General features: G+C 72.7%; 22 protein-coding genes. 11 read left to right on the top strand and 11 right to left on the bottom strand.

What is annotated here, in order from left to right:
• Nucleotides 1-123 precede the first annotated feature (123 nt).
• Complete coding sequence (locus ACIQUQ_RS00680; RefSeq protein WP_403969498.1) at nucleotides 124-1059, bottom strand: LysR family transcriptional regulator; 936 nt, start codon at nucleotides 1057-1059, stop codon at nucleotides 124-126.
• A gap of 250 nt (nucleotides 1060-1309) precedes the next feature.
• On the opposite strand from ACIQUQ_RS00680, the gene snpA reads away from it, so the two are divergent.
• Nucleotides 1310-2011 (top strand): snapalysin, encoded by a 702-nt coding sequence (gene snpA / locus ACIQUQ_RS00675; protein ID WP_403969495.1) that lies wholly within the window; start codon nucleotides 1310-1312, stop codon nucleotides 2009-2011.
• Nucleotides 2012-2020: 9 nt separating this feature from the next.
• Here the strand turns inward: snpA and ACIQUQ_RS00670 are convergent, their stop codons facing one another.
• From ACIQUQ_RS00670 to ACIQUQ_RS00650, 5 genes are all read right to left on the bottom strand, one after another.
• Nucleotides 2021-2227, bottom strand: a complete 207-nt coding sequence (locus tag ACIQUQ_RS00670) for a hypothetical protein (RefSeq protein ID WP_403969492.1) — start codon at nucleotides 2225-2227, stop codon at nucleotides 2021-2023.
• A 40-nt stretch (nucleotides 2228-2267) separates the two neighbouring features.
• On the bottom strand, nucleotides 2268-2852 hold the full coding sequence (locus ACIQUQ_RS00665) for a dihydrofolate reductase family protein (RefSeq protein ID WP_403969489.1): 585 nt from the start codon (nucleotides 2850-2852) through the stop codon (nucleotides 2268-2270).
• 200 nt (nucleotides 2853-3052) lie between these two features.
• Nucleotides 3053-3646, bottom strand: a complete 594-nt coding sequence (locus ACIQUQ_RS00660) for a GNAT family N-acetyltransferase (protein ID WP_403969486.1) — start codon at nucleotides 3644-3646, stop codon at nucleotides 3053-3055.
• A 304-nt stretch (nucleotides 3647-3950) separates the two neighbouring features.
• Nucleotides 3951-5015: a family 2 encapsulin nanocompartment cargo protein polyprenyl transferase gene (locus tag ACIQUQ_RS00655; protein WP_403970521.1), complete on the bottom strand. Its 1065-nt coding sequence runs from the start codon at nucleotides 5013-5015 to the stop codon at nucleotides 3951-3953.
• The gene (locus ACIQUQ_RS00650) at nucleotides 5012-6424 is read right to left on the bottom strand and encodes a family 2B encapsulin nanocompartment shell protein (RefSeq protein ID WP_403969483.1); all 1413 of its coding nucleotides are present in this window, start codon (nucleotides 6422-6424) and stop codon (nucleotides 5012-5014) included. Before ACIQUQ_RS00650 ends, ACIQUQ_RS00655 begins: the two co-directional genes overlap by 4 nt.
• A 305-nt stretch (nucleotides 6425-6729) precedes the next feature.
• Here ACIQUQ_RS00650 and ACIQUQ_RS00645 point away from each other — a divergent pair, with 305 nt between their 5' ends.
• From ACIQUQ_RS00645 to ACIQUQ_RS00630, 4 genes are all read left to right on the top strand, one after another.
• On the top strand, nucleotides 6730-7191 hold the full coding sequence (locus ACIQUQ_RS00645; protein ID WP_403969480.1) for an RrF2 family transcriptional regulator: 462 nt from the start codon (nucleotides 6730-6732) through the stop codon (nucleotides 7189-7191).
• Between the two features lie 144 nt (nucleotides 7192-7335).
• Complete coding sequence (locus ACIQUQ_RS00640; protein WP_403969477.1) at nucleotides 7336-8535, top strand: globin domain-containing protein; 1200 nt, start codon at nucleotides 7336-7338, stop codon at nucleotides 8533-8535.
• Nucleotides 8536-8704: 169 nt separating this feature from the next.
• Nucleotides 8705-9295: an N-acetylmuramoyl-L-alanine amidase gene (locus ACIQUQ_RS00635; protein ID WP_403969474.1), complete on the top strand. Its 591-nt coding sequence runs from the start codon at nucleotides 8705-8707 to the stop codon at nucleotides 9293-9295.
• Between the two features lie 22 nt (nucleotides 9296-9317).
• Nucleotides 9318-10232, top strand: coding sequence for a 1-aminocyclopropane-1-carboxylate deaminase/D-cysteine desulfhydrase (locus ACIQUQ_RS00630; RefSeq protein WP_403969471.1), 915 nt, complete (start codon nucleotides 9318-9320; stop codon nucleotides 10230-10232).
• 292 nt (nucleotides 10233-10524) lie between these two features.
• On the opposite strand, the gene ACIQUQ_RS00625 is transcribed toward ACIQUQ_RS00630, so the two are convergent.
• Nucleotides 10525-12129 (bottom strand): Na+/H+ antiporter, encoded by a 1605-nt coding sequence (locus tag ACIQUQ_RS00625; RefSeq protein WP_403969468.1) that lies wholly within the window; start codon nucleotides 12127-12129, stop codon nucleotides 10525-10527.
• Between the two features lie 62 nt (nucleotides 12130-12191).
• Between ACIQUQ_RS00625 and ACIQUQ_RS00620 the strand changes: the two genes are divergently transcribed.
• From ACIQUQ_RS00620 to ACIQUQ_RS00610, 3 genes are all read left to right on the top strand, one after another.
• Nucleotides 12192-12452, top strand: a complete 261-nt coding sequence (locus ACIQUQ_RS00620; RefSeq protein WP_399945298.1) for a UBP-type zinc finger domain-containing protein — start codon at nucleotides 12192-12194, stop codon at nucleotides 12450-12452.
• Between the two features lie 189 nt (nucleotides 12453-12641).
• Entirely contained in the window at nucleotides 12642-13055 is a 414-nt protein-coding gene (locus tag ACIQUQ_RS00615) for an anti-sigma regulatory factor (RefSeq protein ID WP_399945296.1), read from the top strand.
• A 26-nt stretch (nucleotides 13056-13081) separates the two neighbouring features.
• Complete coding sequence (locus ACIQUQ_RS00610; protein WP_403969465.1) at nucleotides 13082-14020, top strand: RNA polymerase sigma factor SigF; 939 nt, start codon at nucleotides 13082-13084, stop codon at nucleotides 14018-14020.
• A gap of 62 nt (nucleotides 14021-14082) precedes the next feature.
• Here ACIQUQ_RS00610 and ACIQUQ_RS00605 read toward each other — a convergent pair whose 3' ends face one another.
• Nucleotides 14083-14526: a hypothetical protein gene (locus tag ACIQUQ_RS00605; protein ID WP_399945291.1), complete on the bottom strand. Its 444-nt coding sequence runs from the start codon at nucleotides 14524-14526 to the stop codon at nucleotides 14083-14085.
• Between the two features lie 75 nt (nucleotides 14527-14601).
• On the opposite strand from ACIQUQ_RS00605, the gene ACIQUQ_RS00600 reads away from it, so the two are divergent.
• Together ACIQUQ_RS00600 and ACIQUQ_RS00595 are read left to right on the top strand one after the other, a co-directional pair.
• Nucleotides 14602-15570, top strand: a complete 969-nt coding sequence (locus tag ACIQUQ_RS00600) for a diacylglycerol/lipid kinase family protein (RefSeq protein WP_403969462.1) — start codon at nucleotides 14602-14604, stop codon at nucleotides 15568-15570.
• A 316-nt stretch (nucleotides 15571-15886) separates the two neighbouring features.
• Complete coding sequence (locus tag ACIQUQ_RS00595; protein WP_003953983.1) at nucleotides 15887-16144, top strand: WhiB family transcriptional regulator; 258 nt, start codon at nucleotides 15887-15889, stop codon at nucleotides 16142-16144.
• 220 nt (nucleotides 16145-16364) lie between these two features.
• Here ACIQUQ_RS00595 and ACIQUQ_RS00590 read toward each other — a convergent pair whose 3' ends face one another.
• On the bottom strand, nucleotides 16365-17834 hold the full coding sequence (locus ACIQUQ_RS00590; protein WP_399945578.1) for a sensor histidine kinase: 1470 nt from the start codon (nucleotides 17832-17834) through the stop codon (nucleotides 16365-16367).
• Nucleotides 17835-18244: 410 nt separating this feature from the next.
• The gene (locus tag ACIQUQ_RS00585; protein WP_403969459.1) at nucleotides 18245-18835 is read right to left on the bottom strand and encodes a TetR/AcrR family transcriptional regulator; all 591 of its coding nucleotides are present in this window, start codon (nucleotides 18833-18835) and stop codon (nucleotides 18245-18247) included.
• 80 nt (nucleotides 18836-18915) lie between these two features.
• Here ACIQUQ_RS00585 and ACIQUQ_RS00580 point away from each other — a divergent pair, with 80 nt between their 5' ends.
• Complete coding sequence (locus tag ACIQUQ_RS00580; RefSeq protein WP_403969456.1) at nucleotides 18916-19677, top strand: SDR family oxidoreductase; 762 nt, start codon at nucleotides 18916-18918, stop codon at nucleotides 19675-19677.
• Between the two features lie 67 nt (nucleotides 19678-19744).
• Here the strand turns inward: ACIQUQ_RS00580 and ACIQUQ_RS00575 are convergent, their stop codons facing one another.
• Nucleotides 19745-20773, bottom strand: a complete 1029-nt coding sequence (locus tag ACIQUQ_RS00575; RefSeq protein WP_403970516.1) for an SIS domain-containing protein — start codon at nucleotides 20771-20773, stop codon at nucleotides 19745-19747.
• Nucleotides 20774-20784 lie beyond the last annotated feature (11 nt).

Here is a 20784-nt window from a genome sequence, read left to right as displayed (position 1 = left end):
GACCCACACACCACACGACCCACCCCCGAAGCGAGCTCCGGCGGCCCGGCGAGCCAGAACAACCGGCAGCACCGGCTCACACCGCGCCCGCCCCCACCCCCAAGCAGGCCCCGGCGGCCCGCCTCAGGCCACCCCCAACAACGGACTCCCCACCCGCAGCAACCACGACCGGTACCCCGCAGACGTGAGGGCCGCCTCGCGGTAAGCGGCCAGCAGGTCGGCGTAGACCGCGGGGTCGGCACCGGGCGGCTGGGCCAGCAGCAGCCGTACGGCCAGGGGGTCGCCCCGCAGCGGCCGGATGGCCATGTCCTCCCGCGGCCCGGACGTCGGCTGGCACGGCGCCACCGCGTCGCCCGTCACGATGAGCGCGGCCGCGGTGTGGTAATCCGCGTGCAGGTACCGCGGATCGATCCCGGCAGCGGCCAGCACCCGGCGCAGCCCCGCCCACTCGCCGTCCACGGACGGGTCGACCATCCACCGGTCCCCCGCGAGGTCGGCCAGGTCCACCACCTCGTGCCGCGCGGCGGGATGGTCACGGGCCAGGGACACGAACTGCGGCTCCCGCTCGACCAGCACCCGTACGTCCAGCCCCGGCGGGATCCGCAGCGGGGAACCCTCCACCTCGTGCACGAAGGCCACGTCCAGGCGGCCCGCCGCGACCATCCGCAGCAGGGCGTTGGCCGAGACGTCCACCAGCAGCGAGGTCTCGGTGTCCGGCAGCCGCCGGCGCAGCCTGCGCAGCCACCCCGGCAGGGCGCGGCTCGCGGTGGAGCCGACCCGCAGCCGGGGCCCACCGGCGGCCGCCCGCGCCTCGGCGAGCAGTGAGGCCATGCCGTCCAGCAGCGGCCGCGCGCGGCCCAGCACCTCGCGGCCGAAAGGCGTCGGGCGACATCCGGTCCGGTCACGCAGGAACAGCTCGCCGTCCAAGGCGCGTTCGATGCGCCGGAGTTGCGCCGTCAGGGAGGGCTGTGTCACGCCGAGCTGACGGGCCGCCTTGTGCAGGCTGCCCGTCTCCGCGATGGCGCACAGGGCGCGCAGATGCCTCACCTCGAGCTCCATGCACCGAGCGTAAGGCTGCCCCCTGAGCCGCACCAGCCACCGGTGAACCGTCACTTTCCGCCAAATTCACGGAAGTTGACGACCAGGCATACGGCGCGAAAAGCACACCGGCAGCGGCCCACCGACCACCCGCGCCACGGCGATAACCCCGCACTATCGGCAGCCGGCATCATCCGCGCGCGCCCGGGACTCCCCCACACTCCGGTACCGGAACGACCACCCCCCGCACCGGAACGAGTAGGAGCCCCCCATGCGCCACCCCCGAAGGACCGCACTCGCCTCCGCGTTAGGCCTCGGCCTGGCACTCACCCTCGGCGCCGTCCCGGCCACCGCCGCCACCAGCACGACCACCAGCAGCAGCAGCACCAGCAGCACCACCGCCACCAGCACGGCCGCCGCGGCCTCGAACACGGCCTCGTACACCGCCTACGAACGCTCCCAGGAGAACGCGACCGCCAACCAGGCGTTCTTCAAGGCCGTGATGAAGTCCGTCGCCGCCAAGCGAGCCGCCAACCCCACGGCCGCCTCGGTCACCGTGTACTACAGCACCCGCAACGCCCCGTCCTTCCGCACCCAGATAGCCCGCAGCACCCAGATCTGGAACGGCTCGGTCGCGAACGTGAAGCTCGCCGAGTCGAGCAGCGGCTACGACTTCGCGTACTACGAGGGCAACGACTCCCGCGGCTCGTACGCGAGCACCGACGGGCACGGCAGGGGCTACATCTTCCTGGACTACCGCCAGAACCAGCAGTACAACTCCACCCGCGTGACCGCCCACGAGACGGGCCACGTGCTCGGGCTGCCGGACCACTACTCGGGTCCGTGCAGCGAGCTGATGTCGGGCGGCGGGCCGGGCACGTCCTGCACGAACGCGTACCCGAACTCGGCCGAGCGCTCGCGCGTCGACTACCTGTGGCGGAACGGCCTCGCCGCCACGGCCACCAAGGGCTGACCAGGCCCCTCAACGCCGGTGCCCGGCCTCGCCCCCCGGTGCGTACGCGGGGCAGTCCGGGTTCCGGCAGGGGCCCGGGCCCCACTCCGGCACGAAGGCGCCCAGCACCTTCCGCCGGTGGACGATCTCCTCGACGGGCCGGCCGCAGACCGGGCAGTGGCGCTCCTGCCCCGGCGCGGTCCGCGGTTCGGCCGCCCTGTGTTCTTCGCCGCGCATACCTCCACGGTAGGCCCGCGGAGGCCGGGCGGCCCCTCCGTCACCGCTTCCGGGCGTACGAGCTGATCACGGCACCCATGTCGAGCACCTTGACTCCCGTCAGCTCCAGCCCGCGGGGCGCGAACCCGGCCCGCGACATGGGGACGCCGTCGCCCGCGAAGATCGGGTAGGTCTTCACGACGAACTCGTCGATCTCGTCCGCGAGCTGCCCGGCCAGGTCGGCGCCGCCCGCGAGGTAGATCCCCAGGCCGCCCTCCTCGGCCTTCAGCTCCCTGACCTTGGCGACGACGTCGCCGGCGACCAGCTCGACCGCGGGGTCGGGCGAGGCCTCCAGGGAGCGGGTGACCACGTACTGCCGCAGGTGGGCGAAGGGGCTGGTGATGCCGAACCGGTACGCGGCGTCGTACGTGGTGCGGCCCTGGATGATCGTGTCGAAGCGCTTGGGCTCGAACTCGCCCAGCCCCAGCGGCTCGTGCAGGTGGGTCGGGAGCACCTCGGGGTGCTCGGCCTTGAAGTGCTCCACCAGCTCGGGGAGCACGTACGGGTCGAAGAACTCGACGCCGCCGTCCGGGTCCGCGATGAACCCGTCGATCGTCGTGCCGATGTAGTAGGTCAGCGTGCGCATACGGATCCTTTGCAGTTCGGCGACCGCCCCCCTGGCGACCACTGCGTTCAAAGTAGTATGGGTGCAGTGGTTACGCAAGGGGATTGATCACCGGCGCGTCGCGCGCGACCCCGCACGACGCACCGCGCCACGACCCGCGCGACGCCCCCGCGCAACGCACCGCGCCACGACCCGCGCCACGCCCCCGCCCCACCACCCCGTCAGTCCCGCACCCTCCGCCACATCGGCCACATCAGCGGCCCGTCCGGCAGCTGCACGGGCGTGCCGGTGAACTCGAACCCGAGGCGCTCGTACAGCGGCCGGCTGCGCTCGCTGCTCGCCTCCAGGTACGCCGCTACGCCCTCCCGGTCGCAGCGGTCGAGCACCGGCTGGATCAGGGCCGTGCCCAGCCCCTCGCCCTGCCGGGCCGGGTCGACGGCGATCATCAGCAGGTACTCGTGCTCCTCGTGGGTGGGGTGGATCTCGCCCATCAGACGGCCCACGAGCTCGCAGCGCTCGTTGTCCGGGTCGGCCGTCTCCCGCATCAGGGCGGGTACGTCGACCTCCTCCTCGTGCACGCCCGCGGGGACCCGCAGCCACAGGGCGGCGGCGGAGCCGTCCGCCAGCATGTCGATCCGCCCGCCCTCCAGCGTGACGTCGACGAACACGCCCAGGAACCTGCCGTGCACGGCCCGGCGGTGCACGGGGTCCGGGAAGACCCAGCTGCTCACCGGGTCGTTCTGGAACGCCTCGTCGAGCAGCTTCGCCACCGCGTCCCGGTCCGCCGGCCCCGCCTGGCGTATCTCAACTCCCACAGCACTTGCCCCTTCACTCCACGATCACGGTCAACATCGCCCGCCGATCCTAGAGTTGGGGAAGCGAAGAAGGCCCGCACGCGTGACCGAAAACGGTCGCACGCACGGGCCTCCGCGTCCTCGGACGTCACCGGACCCGCTTCACCAGACCCGAACCACCGACCCGAATCACCGAACCCGAACCCGAACCCGACCCCGAACCCGGACCCGAACCACCGAACCCGAACCCGGACCCCCGACCCGAACCCCCGACCCGAATCACCGAACCCGGACCCGGACCCGAACCCGAATCACCGCACCCCCGTCACCGCGTCCGCCGCGTCACGAACTCGGCCAGCGCCAGGAGTCCCCCGGCCGCCCCGAGGTCCGGCACGGCCCGCGAGAGCTGCTGCACCGCCCGGGCCATCCGGTCCGCCGCGTGGACCTGGGCCCAGTCCCGGCCGCCCGCACGTTCCACGGCCAGCGCGGCCCTGCCCACGTCGTCCGGGGCGAGCGGTCCCGCGTACAGGGCGGCCAGCTCCTCGCCCGCCGTGGTGCCCGAGGTGAGCGCCGCCACCACGGGCAGGGACTTCTTCCGCGCGACCAGGTCGGCACCGGCCGGTTTGCCCGTGTGCTCCGGGTCGCCCCAGATGCCGATCAGGTCGTCGATCAGCTGGAAGGCGAGGCCCGCTTCGCGCCCGAAGGCGTCCATGGCCTCGACCTCCTCGGGGCCGGCCCCCGCGTACAGCGCCCCGAGCGCGCAGGAGCACCCGAGCAGCGCCCCCGTCTTGGCCATGGCCATGGCCAGGCACTCGTCGAGGGACACCTCCGCCCGCTCCTCGAAGGCACAGTCCGCCTGCTGGCCGGCACACAGCTCGACCACGCAGGCGGTGAGCCGCGCCGCGGCCGCGGGCGCCGCCGGGTGCGGGTCCTCGGCCAGCCGTTTCAGCGCGAGGGAGAGCATGGCGTCCCCGGTCAGCAGGGCGTCCGGGATCCCGAACACCGTCCAGGCCGTGGGCCTGCCGCGGCGCCGCGCGTCCTCGTCGATGATGTCGTCGTGGAGCAGGGTGAAGTTGTGCGCCAGCTCCACGGCCGCGGCGGCCCGTACCGCGTCGCCGGCGTGGCCGCCCACCGCCTGGGCGGCGGCCAGGACCAGGGCGGGCCTGATGGCCTTGCCCGCCGGGCCGGCGGACGGCGTGCCGTCCGCGCGCTCCCAGCCGAAGTGGTACATCGCCACCCGCCGCATCGAGCCCGGCAGCTGCTCGACGGTCCTGCGCAGTTCGGGGTCAACCGCCTCCCTGGTCCGGTCCAGGAGGAGTGCGGCCTCCTGCCCGTCCACGGTGCCGGTCCCGGCCGTCGCCACGGGACGCCCGCCCGCCGCCGCGCTCAGCGCCACCGGCCGATCTCGACGTTCTCCAGGATGCCGAGCGCGTCCGGTACCAGGACCGCGGCGGAGAAGTACGCGGTGACCAGGTAGGAGATGATCGCCTGCTCGCTGATGCCCATGAAGCGGACCGAGAGGCTGGGCTCGATCTCGTCCGGGATGCCCGGCTGGTGGAGGCCGATGACACCCTGCTCGTCCTCGCCGGTGCGCATGCACAGGATGGAGGTGGTGCGCGCGTCGCTGACCGGGATCTTGCTGGACGGGAAGATGGGCACGCCCCGCCAGGCCGGCACGTGGTGGCCGTCGATCTCCACGGGCGTGGGGTAGATGCCGCGCTTGTTGCACTCGCGGCCGAAGGCGGCGATGGCCTTGGGGTGGGCGAGGAAGAACTTGGAGCCGCGCCGCATGCTGAGCAGCTGGTCCATGTCGTCGGGGCTGGGCGCGCCGTCGTGCGGCTGGATCCGCTGGTCGTAGTCGGCGTTGTGCAGCAGGCCGAAGCTGCGGTTGTTGAGCATCTCGTGCTCCTGGCGCTCGCGGAGCGCCTCGACCGTGAGCCGCAGCTGCTGCTCGGTCTGGTTCATGGGCTGGTTGTAGAGGTCCGCGACGCGGGTGTGCACGCGCAGCACCGTCTGGGCGATGCTCAGCTCGTACTCGCGGGGGTGTGCGTCGTAGTCGACGAAGGTGCCCGGCAGGACGGCCTCGCCGACGTGGCCCGCGGAGAGGTCGATCGCGGCCTCGCCGTACTTGTTGGTGCGCTGGGCCGGCAGGCTGCGCACGTGCGCCACGTGCTCGCGCAGGGAGTCCACGCGGTCTGCGAGGAGCAGGAAGTCCTGACGGGTGAGGACCAGGGCGGTGCCCGAGGTGGCGGCGCGGGCGGTGTACTCCCAGATGGCCTCGTCGTCGAGCAGGCTCTGCTCGCCGAAGTAGGCGCCGTCGGCGACCGTTTCGAGGACGGCGTCCTCGCCGTACGGGCCGGGGCCGATCTGCTCGATGCGGCCGTGGGCCAGGAGGTAGACCTCCTCGGCACGGCTGCCGAAGGAGGTGAGCTCGTCGCCGGCGGCGAAGTCGAGCTGGCGGCAGCGCTGGGCGAGCTCCCCGAGGACGTCGAGGTCCTCGTAGTCGCGCAGCAGCGGGAGTTCGCCGAGCTCGGCGGGGATCACTTGGACCCGGTCACCGGTCTTGATGAACGTCACGCGTCCGTCGCCGACCGAGTAGCTCAGCCTGCGGTTCACCCGGTACGTGCCGCCCTGTACCGAGACCCACGGCAGTTTCTTCAGCAGCCACCGTGAGGTGATCTCCTGCATCTGCGGAGCGGACTTGGTGGTGGTTGCCAAGTTCCGCGCTGCCGCGGTGCCGAGGCTGCGCTGCGGCTGAGCCTGGGCGTCACGGTTTTCGGAACCTGCCTGGACCGACATCTCATTCCCTTTCGATCACGCAAACGGCCTGCGAGCAGAAGCCTTTCAGCGCGCTGCGTGATGCGACCATTACACAAAAGGGTGGGACTACTCCGTCAGGGCGTGGGCAACCTGTGGAGTTCGGGAGTCACCCACAAGGACCCCATCCGTTTCGGCCACCGTTGACGACCCCGCCCGCCCAGGCCCGCCCGCCCAAACCCGCCTCTGCCCGCCCCGCGCGCCCACGCCCGCCCCGCCATCCCGGCCCCACCACCGGGCGCGCACTTAATTTGATTCCAAGATGCAAGTTTCACTAGGGTGACGCCATGCGGCTGACCCGATTCACCGACCTCGCCCTGCGCGTACTGATGCGCCTGGCGGTCGAGGGGGACGAGCTCCCCACCACCCGGGACGTGGCGGCGACCATGCGGGTCCCGTACACGCACACGGCCAAGGTCGTCGCCAGGCTGCAGCACCTCGGCCTGGTCGAGGCGCGGCGCGGGCGCGGCGGAGGACTCACCCTCACCGCCGCCGGCCGGGCCGCCTCGGTCGGCAGGGTGGTCCGCGAGCTGGAGGGCGCGGGCGACGTCGTCGAGTGCGAGGGCACCGAGCCCTGCCCGCTGCGCTCCGCCTGCCTGCTGCGCGGGGCGCTCCGCCGGGCCCAGGAGGCCTTCTTCACCACCCTGGACCCGCTCACCGTCGACGACCTGGTGGGCGCCCCCACGGGACCGCTGCTCCTGGGGATCACGGGCACGTCGGGAGGGGTGCCCGAACGGCCCGGCCCCTGAGGGCCCAATGGCCGATATCGATCCGCCGGACGCCCTGCCTACCATCCACTGACCCACCTGCTCGGACACATGTGCGCACCGCGGCGCACCGGCGTCCGCCGTTAAATCCGCATCTGAAATTCCAATTATCGCGAGGAGCCCGCCATGCTTTCCGAGAAGTCGACCGCGACCGTACGAGCCACCCTCCCCGCCGTCGGGGCGGCCATCGGCGACATCACGGAGCTCTTCTACAGCAAGCTCTTCGAGGCCCACCCGGAGCTGCTGCGCGACCTGTTCAACCGCGGCAACCAGGCGGCCGGGCTCCAGAAGCAGGCCCTCGCCGGCTCCATCGCCGCCTTCGCCACGTACCTCGTCGAGCACCCCGACACCCGCCCCGACGTGATGCTGGAGCGCATCGCGCACAAGCACGCGTCCCTCGGCGTCACCCGCGAGCAGTACCCGATCGTGCACCGGCACCTGTTCGCGGCCATCGCCGAGGTGCTCGGCGACGCGGTCACCCCCGAGGTCGCCGAGGCCTGGGACGAGGTCTACTGGCTGATGGCCAACGCCCTGACCGCCATCGAGGAGCGCCTCTACGCGGGGCACCGGATCGCCGCCGGCGACGTCTGGCGGGACTGGACCGTGTCCGCCCGCATCGAGGAGACCGCCGACTGCACCACCTTCCAGCTGGTCCCCGCCGACGACTCCCCCGCCCCGGCCCACCTGCCCGGCCAGTACGTGTCGGTGCAGGTCACCCTGGCCGACGGCGCCCGCCAGATCCGCCAGTACAGCCTCTCCACCGCCCCCGGCTCGGCCGTGCGCGCCATCACCGTCAAGCGGATCCACGGCGGCCCCACCCCCGACGGGGAGGTCTCGAACCACCTGCACGCCCACGTGCGCGCCGGCGACACCCTCCGCGTCTCCGCCCCGTACGGCGACCTGGTCCTCCACGACGCGGCCGCCCCCGTGCTGCTCGCCTCCGCGGGCATCGGCTGCACCCCGATGGTCGCGATGCTGGAGCACCTCGCCGAGACCGGTCACACCGCACCGGTCACCGTCGTGCACGCCGACCGCTCCCCCGCCGACCACGCCCTGCGCGCCGACCACCGCCGGCTCACCGGCAAACTTGCCGACGCCGCCGCGCACTTCTGGTACGAGGACGACGCCGAGGAGTCCGAGGGCGACCGCACCGGGCTCGTCGACCTGACCGCGCTGCCGGACCCGGCCCCGGGCACCCACGCGTACCTCTGCGGCCCGCTCCCGTTCATGCGGGCCGTGCGCGAGCAGCTGCTCGCTCGCGGGGTCCCGGCCTCCGACATCCACTACGAGGTGTTCGGCCCCGACCTCTGGCTCGCCTCGGCCTGACGCACCAGGGTCCGCGGGCCCCGCGCCCCTCGTCGACCCCGTCACGGTCCGTGTCCGAATCGGCTCGCACACGGACCGAACGGGGTTTGCCGGAAGAGGGTGTTCCGGTACATCCCGGGTACGAGGCGGAGCGCGACCGGCGCCCGTCGCGTCGTCGAAGGAGGCCGCGATGGCCCGTCCGATGTCCGCGGAAGAGTTCAGGACCGCCCTGGTCGGCGAGGGCCTGACCGTAGTCGGGGTCGGCAACTGGCGTACCCACAACCGGAACCACCGGGGGCCCTGGGGGCCCGTGCACGGCGTCATGATCCACCACACCGTCACCCGCGGCACCGCGGCCACCGTCCGTATCTGCCGCGACGGCCACAGCGACCTCCCCGGCCCGCTCTGCCACGGCGTGATCGCCAAGGACGGCCACGTCCACCTCGTCGGGTACGGGCGCACCAACCACGCGGGCTCCGGCGACCCCGACGTACTCGCCGCGGTGATCGCGGAGAAGGCCCTGCCGCCGGACAACGAGCGGGGCACCGACGGCAACCGCCACTTCTACGGCTTCGAGTGCGAGAACCTCGGCGACGGCAAGGACCCCTGGCCGCCCGTCCAGCTGGACGCGATCGTGCGCGCCGCCGCGGCCGTCTGCCGGCACCACGGCTGGACGGCGCGCTCGGTGATCGGCCACCGCGAGTGGCAGCCCGGCAAGGTCGACCCGGTGGGCTTCACCATGGCCTCGCTGCGCGACCGGGTGCACGAGCGGCTGAAGTGAGCGCCGCCCCGACAATGGGGGCATGACCAGGCAAGCGCTCGACCTGACGGCCCTGCGGCCGCGGCTCCCCTCGCCGCTGTCCGCGCTCCCGACCGAGGACGAGCGCTTCGCCCGCCACGGGGTCACGCTGCTGCTCAAGCGGGACGACCTGATCCACCCGGAGCTGCCGGGCAACAAGTGGCGAAAGCTTTCGCTGAACCTGGCGGCCGCGCGCGAGCAGGGGTACGGGACGCTGGTGACCTTCGGGGGCGCGTACTCCAACCACCTCCGGGCCACCGCCGCCGCGGGCCGGCTGCTCGGCTTCCGGACGGTCGGGATCGTACGGGGCGACGAGCTGGCCGGCCGCCCCCTCAACCCCTCGCTGGCCCGCTGCGCGGCCGACGGCATGCGGCTGCACTTCGTGGGCCGCGGGCCGTACCGGGAGAAGGGCTCCCCGGAGGGTCTGGCCCGGCTGCTGGCCGGGGCGGGCGCGGAGGACGCGTACGTCGTCCCGGAGGGCGGCAGCAACGCGCTCGCGGTGCACGGCTGCGTGGAGCTGGGCCGCGAGCTGCGGGGCGCGGCGGACGTGGTGGCGGTGGCGTGCGGGACGGGCGGCACGCTGGCCGGCCTGGCGGCGGGGCTGGCACCGGGGCAGCGGGCGGTGGGGGTGCCGGTGCTGAAGGGGGGCTTCCTGGGGGAGGAGGTCCGGGCGCTCCAGACGGCCGCGTTCGGGGGGCCGCGGGGTACGTGGACCCTGGCGGAGGGCTTCGACGGCGGCGGCTACGCGCGCGTCCCCCCGCACCTGGAGGCGTTCGCGGCGGACTTCGAGAGGCGGCACGGCCTCGCCGTGGAGCGGGTGTACGTGGCGAAACTGCTGTACGCGGCGCTGGCCCTGACGGAATCCGGCGCGTTCCCCCGGGGCACGGTCCTGGCCGCCGTCGTGACGGGCGCCCCGTAACCCGGCGGGGCCGGTCCCTCCCCCAGCTACCGCTGGGAGGTGCCCCCAGGGGCTCCGCCCGGGACCCCGCTCCTCAAACGCCGGAGGGGCTGGATCGTGCCGCATGTCCAGCCTCGCCGGCGTTTGAGGCGCGGGGGTCCGGGGGCGGAGCCCCCGGTCCGGGAAAGGGCGGGGTGGGGAACAGGCTCCGCGCAGCGGCAACGGCCCGCACCCCCACCACGCCGCACCCGGCACGGACCCGCACCCCCGGCAACGCGCCGCACCCGGCACGGGACCGGCACCAGGGGAGGACTCAGTCCGCGGACTCGCGAAACGCGGCCGCTTCCTCCAGGTCCAGCCGCCGCAACAGCGTCCGCAGCATCTCGTCGTCGATCCGCCGCTCGTCCCGCAGGGCGACGAAGACCTCCCGCTCCGCCGAGATCATCTCCCGCGACAGCCTCCGGTACGTGTCGTCCGCCGACTCGCCGGTCTCCTCGTTGACCGCCCCCAGCCGCTCCCACACCGAGTTCCGCCGCCGCTCCATCACGGTCCGCAGCCGGTCGGCCAGCGGCGCCGGCAGCGCGTTGCGCCGGTCCTCCAGCAGTTCCTCCAGCCGGGCCTCCGCCGCCGCCGAGGCGGCGTTCTGGGCCTGCGCCTCCGCCAGCGTCTCCGCCTGCACGTCCCGCGGCGGCAGCCTGAGCAGCCGGATCAGCGGGGGCAGCGTCAGCCCCTGGACCACCAGCGTGCCGATCACCGTGGTGAAGGTGAGGAACAGGATCAGGTTCCGCGCCGGGAAGCCCTCTCCGCCTCCCCCCTCGTCCACCGTCATCGGAATCGAGAAGGCGATGGCCAGCGAGACCACGCCCCGCATGCCGGCCCAGCCGACGATCACCGGCGCCTTCCAGTTGGTCTCCGGCTCCCGCTCCCGCACCCGCGCCGAGATCCGCGGCAGGAACGTCGCCGGGAAGACCCAGACGAAGCGCGCCGCCACCACCGCGAGGAACACCGCCACCGCGTACCAGGCGGCGTGCATCCCCTCGTACTCGCCCAGCCCCTCCAGGACCACCGGCAGCTGCAGGCCGATCAGCATGAAGACCACCGACTCCAGCACGAAGGCGATCATCTTCCAGACCGCCTCCTCCTGGAGCCGGGTGGCGAAGTCGACCTGCCAGTTCCGGTGCCCGAGGTACAGCGCCACCACCACCACGGCCAGCACGCCCGAGGCGTGCACCCGCTCCGCCGCCGCGTACGCCACGAAGGGGATCAGCAGCGAGAGCGTGTTCTGCAGCAGCGGCTCCCGCAGGTGCGTGCGCAGCCAGTGGATCGGCACCATCAGCAGCAGGCCGACGCCCACCCCTCCCACCGAGGCCAGCAGGAACTCCGCGATGCCGCCCGCCCAGCCCGCGCCCGCGCCGACCACGGCGGCCAGCGCCACCTTGTAGGCGGTGATCGCGGTGGCGTCGTTCACCAGCGACTCGCCCTGGAGGATGGTGGTGATGCGGGGCGGCAGCCCGAGCCGCCGGGCGATCGCGGTGGCCGCCACCGCGTCCGGCGGCGCGATCACCGCCCCCAGCACCAGGGCCGCGGTCAGCGGCAGCCCCGGCACCACCAGGTACGCCGCGTACCCCACCGCGAGCGTCGCGAAGAGCACGTACCCGACCGACAGCAGGGCCACCGGCCGGATGTTGGCCCGCAGGTCCAGGTACGAGCTGTCGACGGCGGCGGTGTACAGCAGCGGCGGCAGCACCAGCGGGAGCACGATGTGCGGGTCCAGCGCGTACTCGGGGACGCCGGGCAGGTACGCGGCGGCCAGCCCGGCCGCGACCAGCAGCAGCGGTGCCGGCACCGGCGTCCTGCGTGCGATCCCCGCGACGGCGGCGCTCACCGCCACCAGTGCCACCAGCGGCACTACCTCCATCGTGGCCTTCCCTCGCTCTTCACCGGCCGTGACCGGGCCGGCGCCGACGTAACCTGGCAATCATGAGCGAGTGCACGCACGTTCCAGAACTGCCGCGCCCCGAGCCGGTACCGCGTGGGATGACCTGCCCGGATTGTCTGTCGCTGGGCAGCCACCCGGTGCAGCTCCGCATGTGCCTCTGGTGCGGCCACGTCGCGTGCTGCGACTCCTCCCCCCACCGGCACGCCACCGCGCACTACCAGGAGACGGGCCATCCGGTGATGCGCAGCTACGAACCGGGCGAGACGTGGCGGTGGTGTTTCGTCGACTCCTCGATCGTGTGAGGTCCCGTGCGGCAGGGTAGGTCAACCCTCCGCCGGTTCCCCTGAATTGGGCCCGCAGACCCCTAGCCACTGTGCGTACCCGTGGGCTTACCATCAGTCACGGCCGCGGGATGGGGGCGCCGCGACACGACCGCTCGGATCGCGATAGCGTCACCGGCGAACAGAGCTCGTACCACCTTGGAGGTGAGGGTGTCCCAGATCGCAGGCGAGCCCGGGACGCAGGACTTCGTGGAAGTCCGGCTGCCGGCCGCGGGTGCCTACCTGTCGGTGCTGCGCACGGCCACGGCCGGCCTCGCGGCACGTTTGGACTTCACCCTCGACGAGATCGAGGACCTGCGCATCGCGGTCGACGAGGCGTGCGCGATCCTGCTGCAGCAGGCCGTCCCAGGCTCCGTCCTCAGCTGTGTGTTCCGGCTGGTGGACGATTCGCTTGAGGTGACCGTGTCGGCCCCGACCACGGACGGGCGGGCGCCGGAGCGCGACACGTTCGCGTGGACGGTGCTGTCCGCGCTGGCGGGCAAGGTCGAGTCCACGGTCGCGGAGGACCGTACGGTCAGCATCAGCCTCTACAAACAACGCGGCGCGGGACCCGGTCCGGCGTGAGCGGCGAGGACGTCCCGGTGCGGGGCATGGGTGTCCCCCCGGAGGAGGTCCGGGGGGTGTCCGGGGCGGCGCACGCCGGCGGTGGCATCCCGGAGCAGCACGCCCGGCCACACCCGGCGGAAGACGGCTTTCTGGACTCGGCGGAGCGACGGGCGGGCCCTATGAGCGAGAACGAGCGGCAGGACAACCACACGGCGGAAGAGCAGGACCCCCGCGACCGCAGCGGCGCGCGGGCCCTCTTCGTCCAGCTGCGGGGGCTCCCCGAGGGCTCCCCGGAGCGGGCGGAACTGCGCAACCGGCTGGTGCGCATGCACCTGCCCCTCGTCGAGCACCTGGCCCGCCGGTTCCGCAACCGCGGCGAGCCGCTGGACGACCTCACGCAGGTCGCGACCATCGGCCTGATCAAGTCGGTGGACCGGTTCGATCCGGACCGGGGCGTCGAGTTCTCGACGTACGCGACCCCCACGGTGGTCGGCGAGATCAAGCGCCACTTCCGTGACAAGGGGTGGGCGGTACGCGTCCCCCGGCGCCTCCAGGAGCTGCGCCTGGCGCTGACCACGGCGACGGCCGAGCTGTCGCAGCAGCACGGCCGCTCCCCCACGGTGCACGAGCTGGCCGAGCGGCTGGGGATCTCCGAGGAGGAGGTGCTGGAGGGGCTGGAATCGGCCAATGCCTACAGCACGCTCTCCCTGGACGTGCCGGACACGGACGACGAGTCCCCGGCCGTCGCGGACACCCTGGGCGCGGAGGACGAGGCGCTGGAGGGCGTCGAGTACCGCGAGTCCCTCAAGCCGCTGCTGGAGGGACTGCCGCCGCGGGAGAAGCGGATCCTGCTGCTGCGGTTCTTCGGGAACATGACCCAGTCGCAGATCGCGCAGGAGGTCGGCATCTCGCAGATGCACGTGTCCCGGCTGCTGGCCAGGACCCTGGCGCAGCTGCGGGAGAAGCTCCTCGTGGAGGAGTAGGACGGTAAGCGGAGGGGCGCGGTGGTCCGTACGGACACCGCGCCCCTCCGCCGTTGCCGGGGCTATTCGCCGGCGGTTCGGGGGCCCGCGCCCAGGGCCTCGGTCGCCGTGGGGTTCACCACGAGGACGACGACGGCGACGGCGGCCAGGGCCAGCGCCGCCGCGGCGGCGATCATGGCGCCGCCCGTGTTGTACAGGGTCCAGGCGACCGGCATCGCCATCAGCTGGGTCATCAGGGCGGGGCCCCGGCTCCAGCGGCGGCGCAGCCGCAGCCCGCGGGCGGCGACCAGCGGCAGGGCGGCGAGCGCGAGCAGCGTGATGCCGCCGGTCTCGGCCTGCTGCGGGGAGTCCGGGTCGCCCAGGACGCCCACCAGCAGCATGTAGACGCCGAGGCCGGCCAGGGCCAGGCCCTCCAGCGCGGTGAGCGCGGCGGCGGCGGTCAGCCGGGCGGGCACGGGACCGGAGGCGGCCGGTCCGGCGGGGGCGGGGGTCTGCTTCGTACTCACCCCAGCAGGGTAGCCGCGGCCCTTCCGGGGTGACCCGTATGGGCGGCCCCGGAACGGGTGGGTAATCTGGCGCTCATGCGTGCACTCCTCGTGGTCAATCCGGCGGCTACCACCACCAGTGCACGCGTGCGCGACGTGCTGATCCACGCCCTGGCCAGCGAGATGAAGCTGGAGGCGGTGACCACCGAGTACCGGGGGCACGCGCGGGACCTCGGCCGCAAGGCGGCGGGCAGCGACGACATCGACCTGGTGGTCGCCCTGGGTGGCGACGGCACCGTCAACGAGGTGGTCAACGGTCTGCTGCACGACGGGCCCGACCCGGATCGGCTGCCCGGCCTGGCCGTGGTGCCCGGCGGCTCGACCAACGTGTTCGCCCGGGCCCTGGGCCTGCCGAACGACCCCGTGGAGGCGACCGGCGCGATCCTCGACGCGCTGCGCGAGCGCCGGGAGCGGACCGTGGGCCTGGGCCTGGCCTCGGGTACGCCGGGCACGGAGGACGAGGCGGTGCCGTCCCGCTGGTTCACGTTCTGCGCGGGCTTCGGCTTCGACGCGGGCGTCGTGGGGCGGGTCGAACAGCAGCGGGAACGGGGCAAGCGTTCGACGCACGCCCTCTACGTCCGCCAGCTCGTACGCCAGTTCCTGGAGGAGCCGAACCGCCGGAGCGGGACGATCACGCTGGAGCGGCCGGACGCGGAGCCGGTCCGTGACCTGGTGCTGTCGATAGTGTGCAACACGTCACCGTGGACGTTCCTGGGCAACCGGCCGCTCTACGCCTCCCCCGAGGCCTCCTTCGACACCGCGCTTGACGTGCTGGGCCTGGACCGTTTGTCAACTCCGGCGATCGCGCGCTACGCGACACAGCTCCTGACCTCGACTCCTGAGCGCGGCCCGCAGGGCAAGCATGCGGTCACTCTGCACGATCTGACCGACTTCACCTTGCATTCGAAGGTGCCGCTTCCCTTCCAGATGGACGGCGACCACCTCGGACTGCGTACGAGCGTGCGGTTCACAGGCGTACGCCGTGCACTGCGTGTGATTGTGTGAGTAGAAGACCCCAAAGTCCTTGCACTCGAACGTTTAGGCGCGGGTCCACCCCATAGAAGTACGGCTGTGACCTAGTCGACACCGACGAATCAAAAAAAACTTTCCGGAAGGGGTTGTATCCCCGTCCGAGGTTTGCGAATCTCTACATGGCGATCGGGACAGCCCGCAGAACCGGCTCCCATGACCGCCAGAACCCCTCCACGAATCGGACCGCACCAGGAAAACCCCTGGGCGTCGGCCCTTCCCTCGCGAAGGGATTCGTGAAAGCGTTCACATTCACAAGCAACGTGCAAGTCACACAAGAGAGGTAGCAGCCATGGACTGGCGTCACAACGCCGTTTGTCGTGAGGAAGACCCCGAGCTGTTCTTCCCCATCGGCAACACCGGTCCTGCGCTGCTGCAGATCGAGGAAGCCAAGGCCGTCTGCCGCCGCTGCCCCGTGATGGAGCAGTGCCTGCAGTGGGCGCTCGAGTCCGGCCAGGACTCCGGCGTCTGGGGCGGCCTCAGCGAGGACGAGCGCCGCGCGATGAAGCGCCGCGCCGCTCGCAACCGGGCGCGCAACGCCAGCGCCTGACATCGACTTTCGAGCCTCGAGCCGCAGCGCGTAGCACCACCCATATAGCGCTCAGCAACGTGCTCTTGAGCCCCGGACCGGGAAATCGGTCCGGGGCTCAGTGCTTTTCCGGAACGTGCCGCCGGACTTCCGCCGGACTTCCGCCGGACTTCCGGCGAACGGAGCCGCCCCTCAGCATGATCACTCTGCGTGACGGGGCATTTGCTCGGTTTCCGACGGGCTACTTCTGGGAGACCGCGGGGACGTCGAGCACGACCTTCGTGCCGCCCTCGGGGCGCGGCCGCATGTCGAAGCTGCCGCCGAGTTCGCCCTCGACGAGGGTCCGCACGATCTGCAGGCCGAGGTTCCCGGCGCGCTGCGGGTCGAAGCCCTCGGGCAGGCCCCGGCCGTCGTCCAGCACCGTGATCAGCAGCCGTGCGTCGTCCCGGCCCGTGCCGCTGCGCACCGCGCCGACCTCGACCGTGCCCCGCTCCCCCGGTGCGAAGGCGTGCTCCAGCGCGTTCTGCAGCACCTCGGTCAGCACCATCGACAGCGGGGTGGCGACCTCGGCGTCGAGGATGCCGAAGCGTCCGGTGCGCCGGCAGTCGACCTTCCCCGGCGAGATCTCGGCGACCATCGCGATCACGCGGTCGGCGATCTCGTCGAACTCCACCCGCTCGTCCAGGTTCTGGGACAGCGTCTCATGGACGATGGCGATCGAACCGACCCGCCGCACCGCCTCGTTGAGCGCCTCCCGGCCCTGATCGGAGTCCATCCGCCGGGCCTGCAGGCGCAGCAGGGCCGCGACCGTCTGGAGGTTGTTCTTCACCCGGTGGTGGATCTCCCGGATGGTGGCGTCCTTGGTGATCAACTCGCGTTCACGGCGCCGGAGTTCGGTGACGTCGCGGCACAGCACCAGAGAACCGATCCGGGTCCCCTTGGGCTTGAGCGGAATCGCCCGGAGCTGGATCACCCCGCCGTTGGCCTCGATCTCGGTCTCCCGCGGGGCCCACCCGCTGGCCAGTTTGACCAGGGCCTCGTCCACCGGCCCGCGCGAGGGCGCCAGCTCGGCGGTGATGCTGCCGAGGTGCTGGCCGACCAGGTCCGAGGCGAGTCCCAGGCGGTGGTACGCCGAGAGCGCGTTCGGCGAGGCGTACGTGACGACGCCCTCCGCGTCGAGGCGGATCAGCCCGTCGCCGACGCGCGGAGAGGCGTCCATGTCGACCTGCTGGCCGGGGAACGGGAACGTTCCGGCGGCGATCATCTGGGCCAGGTCGGAGGCCGACTGGAGGTAGGTGAGCTCCAGCCGGCTCGGGGTGCGCACCGTGAGCAGGTTGGTGTTGCGGGCGATGACGCCCAAGACCCGGCCCTCGCGCCGCACGGGGATCGACTCGACCCGTACGGGCACCTCCTCGCGCCACTCCGGGTCGCCCTCGCGCACGATCCGGCCCTCGTCCAGGGCCGCGTCGAGCAGCGGGCGCCGGCCGCGCGGCACCAGGTGACCGACCATGTCGTCCTGGTAGGAGGTCGGGCCGGTGTTCGGGCGCATCTGGGCGACCGAGACGTAGCGCGTGCCGTCGAGGGTGGGGACCCACAGGACCAGGTCCGCGAAGGACAGGTCGGAGAGCAGCTGCCACTCCGAGACCAGCATGTGGAGCCACTCCAGCTCCGTCTCACTGAGCGCGGTGTGCTGGCGTACGAGGTCGTTCATGGAGGGCACGCAGCCGAGGGTACCCGGGCTCTGGGCAGGAGTTTCGCAGCGGGAATACCCAGACGGCCGCCGGGCCGCGTATCTTGGAGGAAGTGACGGGTCTTTGGGCCCTGTCATTGGATGGACAGAACAGAATGGTCTAGTCCACAATGCTGAGGTAAGAAGAGACTTCCGCCCTCCCCGCACAGGAGGACGGAGCGAGGTAAGCCGCGCGTTCTGCCCTGACCGCGCAGGCACCTCCCCACCGGCCGCAGGGACCGCACACCCTTCGGCCGAAGCAACTCCGGGCCATGGTGCCGGACGGGTTGAGGGTCCCGTCCGACACCGTGGCCCTGGGGTTTTTCCGGGGCCTTCCGGGTGGTTCTCGGGGGCCGTCCGGGGGTTTCCCCCGATGCCCCCGACGCCGCCCCCTACGGCCAGGCCAGCAGCGCCCGCTCCGCCACCGCCTCCAGCTCCTCCCGCGTCGCACCGTCCCGCGCCTGCTGGGACATGCCCTGCAGCACCGCCCCGCCGAAGCGGGCCAGCGCGGCCGCGTCCGTGCCGGCCGGCAGCAGTCCCGCCGCCACGTCGGCCCGGATCCGGCTCTCGAAGAGCGCGATGTTGGCGTTGCGCCGGTCCCGCAGCGCCTCCTCCACCTCGGGCGTGGCGCAGTTGGTCGCCGCACTGATGACCAGGCAGCCGGGCGGGTGGTCGGGGCTCGTGTACGAGACGGCGGCCTCCCGCAGCGTGCGCTCCATCCCCGCGCGGGCCGTGGGCTCCTCGGTGAGGGCGCGGGCGCCGAAGGCCCCGTACGTGCCCGCGTACGCCTCGACCACCTCGTCGAACAGCTTCCGCTTGTCGCCGAAGGCCGCGTACAGGCTGGGCGCGCCGATCCCCATGGCCCGGGTCAGGTCCGCGATCGAGGTGGCTTCGTACCCGTGGATCCAGAAGGCGCGCATGGCCTCGTTCAGGGCCGCGCCGCGGTCGAAGGAGCGGGGTCTGCCGCGCTGTCCGGTCGCCATGCGCGAATTCTATAGCGGGCACTAGTGAATCTGGTACGGTCCCTTTCTGTAGCGACCACTAGAGAAAAGGGGGGCGCGTCATGGGCGTGCTCAGCGGCAAGACTGCAGTGGTGACGGGCGGCAGCCGGGGCATCGGGCGGGCCGTCTCCGAGCGGCTGGCGCGGGACGGGGCGCTGGTGGCCGTCCACTACGGCAGCAACAAGGAGGCGGCCGAGGAGACGGTGGCCGCGATCAGGGGGGCCGGCGGGCGGGCCTTCGCCGTGCGCGCCGAGTTCGGCACGCCCGGAGCGGCGGAGGCCCTCTGGGCCGCGTACGACGCCCACCCCGAGGCCACCGAGGGCGTGGACGTCCTGGTGAACAACGCGGGCTCGGCGACCTTCGCGACGCTCGCGGACACCGACGAGGAGACGTACGACCGGGTCCACGCGGTGAACGCGAAGGCGCACTTCCTGGTCACCCGGGCCGCGCTGCCGCGACTGCGCGACGACGGCCGGATCGTGAACGTCACCGGCACGCCGGACATCGCCCTGCCCGCGATCCTCGCCACGGTCATGGCCAAGGGCGCGGTGAACGCGCTGACCCGCTCGCTCGCGGCGGAGCTGGCGCCGCGCGGCATCACGGTGAACTCGGTGGGCCCCGGCATCACCGAGACCGACCTCAACGCCGCCTGGCTGGCCGATCCGGCCGCCCGTGCGCACGCCGCGTCCCGCTCGGTCTTCCACCGGATCGGCACGGTCCAGGAGGTGGCGGACGTGGCCGCCTTCCTGGCCTCGCCCGACTCCCGCTGGGTCACCGGCCAGCACCTCGACGCCACGGGCGGGCTCCAGATGAGCCTGCTCTGACCCGCGCGCCCGGGGCGGCCCGCACCAGGGGCCGCCCCGGGGGCGCAGGGCGGCCCGGGCGTGCGGGTCAGTGCGTCTCGGTGACCTTCGCCAGGGCGCGCGGGGCGTCCGGGTCCTGGCCCCGGGCGAGGGTCACCTCGTACGCCAGGAGCTGCAGCGGCAGGATCTCCAGGACCGGCTGGAGCTCCTCGGGCAGCCCGTCCACGGGCAGCACGAACCCGGCCGAGGCGGCCTCGACCTGGGGCCGGGGGCCCACCACGACGAGGTCGGCGCCCCTCCCCCGCAGCCGGTCGAGGACGGGCCGCAGCGCCTCGCCGCCCCGGCCCTCGGTGACCACGGCGATCACCGGGGAGACGTTGTCGACCATCGCCAGCGGGCCGTGCAGCAGGTCCGCGCCCGAGTAGGCGAGGGCGGGGATGTAGCTGGTCTCCATGAGCTTGAGCGCGGCCTCGCGGGCGGTGGGGTAGCCGAACCCCCGCGAGGTGATCACCATCCGCCCGGCGAACCGGTACCTGGCGGCGAGCGTACGGACCTCCTCGCGCCGGGCCAGGATCCGCTCCGCCAGCTCCGGCACGGGCGCGGCGGTCTCCGCGGCCCCGTCGCCGCCCCGCAGCCCCTCGGCGAGGAGGTACAGGGCCAGCAGCGAGGCGGTGTACGTCTTGGTGGCGGGCAGGGCCCGCTCCGGGCCGGCCAGCACGTCGACGTGGTGCTCGGAGACGGCCGCCAGGGCGGAGTCGGGGTTGTTGGTCACGGCCAGGGTGACGGCCCCGGCGGCGCGGGCGGCCTGGGTGGAGGCCACCAGGTCCGGGGAGCCGCCGGACTGGCTCACGGTGATCACCAGCACGTCCTGGAGCCGGGGGGTGGCCCCGTAGGCCGTCGTGGTGGACATGGAGCTGAGGCCGCAGGGCATGCCCAGCCGCACCTCCAGCAGGTACTTGGCGTAAAGGGCGGCGTGGTCGGAGCTGCCGCGGGCGGCGAGCAGCACGAAGCGCGGGCGCTTCTGGGAGATGGCTTCGGCGGTGGCGCGGATCGCCTCCGCGCCCTCGGTCAGCAGGCGGCGCAGTACGGCGGGCTGCTCGTCCATCTCGGCGGACATCAGCCGCCCGG

The sequence above is a fragment of the Streptomyces sp. NPDC101118 genome (genome assembly GCF_044759445.1).
Taxonomy (GTDB): domain Bacteria; phylum Actinomycetota; class Actinomycetes; order Streptomycetales; family Streptomycetaceae; genus Streptomyces.
The sequence above is the reverse complement of the archived record's forward strand: the minus strand, read 5'-3'. Positions and strand labels throughout refer to the sequence as shown.

What these genes read in the sequence shown, in the direction of transcription:
- ACIQUQ_RS00680 (WP_403969498.1), bottom strand. Translation starts at nt 1,059, where the DNA reads ATGGAGCTCGAGGTGAGGCATCTGCGCGCCCTGTGCGCCATCGCGGAG.
- snpA (WP_403969495.1), top strand. Translation starts at nt 1,310, where the DNA reads ATGCGCCACCCCCGAAGGACCGCACTCGCCTCCGCGTTAGGCCTCGGC.
- ACIQUQ_RS00670 (WP_403969492.1), bottom strand. Translation starts at nt 2,227, where the DNA reads ATGCGCGGCGAAGAACACAGGGCGGCCGAACCGCGGACCGCGCCGGGG.
- ACIQUQ_RS00665 (WP_403969489.1), bottom strand. Translation starts at nt 2,852, where the DNA reads ATGCGCACGCTGACCTACTACATCGGCACGACGATCGACGGGTTCATC.
- ACIQUQ_RS00650 (WP_403969483.1), bottom strand. Translation starts at nt 6,424, where the DNA reads ATGTCGGTCCAGGCAGGTTCCGAAAACCGTGACGCCCAGGCTCAGCCG.
- ACIQUQ_RS00645 (WP_403969480.1), top strand. Translation starts at nt 6,730, where the DNA reads ATGCGGCTGACCCGATTCACCGACCTCGCCCTGCGCGTACTGATGCGC.
- ACIQUQ_RS00640 (WP_403969477.1), top strand. Translation starts at nt 7,336, where the DNA reads ATGCTTTCCGAGAAGTCGACCGCGACCGTACGAGCCACCCTCCCCGCC.
- ACIQUQ_RS00635 (WP_403969474.1), top strand. Translation starts at nt 8,705, where the DNA reads ATGGCCCGTCCGATGTCCGCGGAAGAGTTCAGGACCGCCCTGGTCGGC.
- ACIQUQ_RS00630 (WP_403969471.1), top strand. Translation starts at nt 9,318, where the DNA reads ATGACCAGGCAAGCGCTCGACCTGACGGCCCTGCGGCCGCGGCTCCCC.
- ACIQUQ_RS00625 (WP_403969468.1), bottom strand. Translation starts at nt 12,129, where the DNA reads ATGGAGGTAGTGCCGCTGGTGGCACTGGTGGCGGTGAGCGCCGCCGTC.
- ACIQUQ_RS00620 (WP_399945298.1), top strand. Translation starts at nt 12,192, where the DNA reads ATGAGCGAGTGCACGCACGTTCCAGAACTGCCGCGCCCCGAGCCGGTA.
- ACIQUQ_RS00610 (WP_403969465.1), top strand. Translation starts at nt 13,082, where the DNA reads ATGGGTGTCCCCCCGGAGGAGGTCCGGGGGGTGTCCGGGGCGGCGCAC.
- ACIQUQ_RS00600 (WP_403969462.1), top strand. Translation starts at nt 14,602, where the DNA reads ATGCGTGCACTCCTCGTGGTCAATCCGGCGGCTACCACCACCAGTGCA.
- ACIQUQ_RS00595 (WP_003953983.1), top strand. Translation starts at nt 15,887, where the DNA reads ATGGACTGGCGTCACAACGCCGTTTGTCGTGAGGAAGACCCCGAGCTG.
- ACIQUQ_RS00590 (WP_399945578.1), bottom strand. Translation starts at nt 17,834, where the DNA reads ATGAACGACCTCGTACGCCAGCACACCGCGCTCAGTGAGACGGAGCTG.
- ACIQUQ_RS00585 (WP_403969459.1), bottom strand. Translation starts at nt 18,835, where the DNA reads ATGGCGACCGGACAGCGCGGCAGACCCCGCTCCTTCGACCGCGGCGCG.
- ACIQUQ_RS00580 (WP_403969456.1), top strand. Translation starts at nt 18,916, where the DNA reads ATGGGCGTGCTCAGCGGCAAGACTGCAGTGGTGACGGGCGGCAGCCGG.
- ACIQUQ_RS00575 (WP_403970516.1), bottom strand. Translation starts at nt 20,773, where the DNA reads ATGTCCGCCGAGATGGACGAGCAGCCCGCCGTACTGCGCCGCCTGCTG.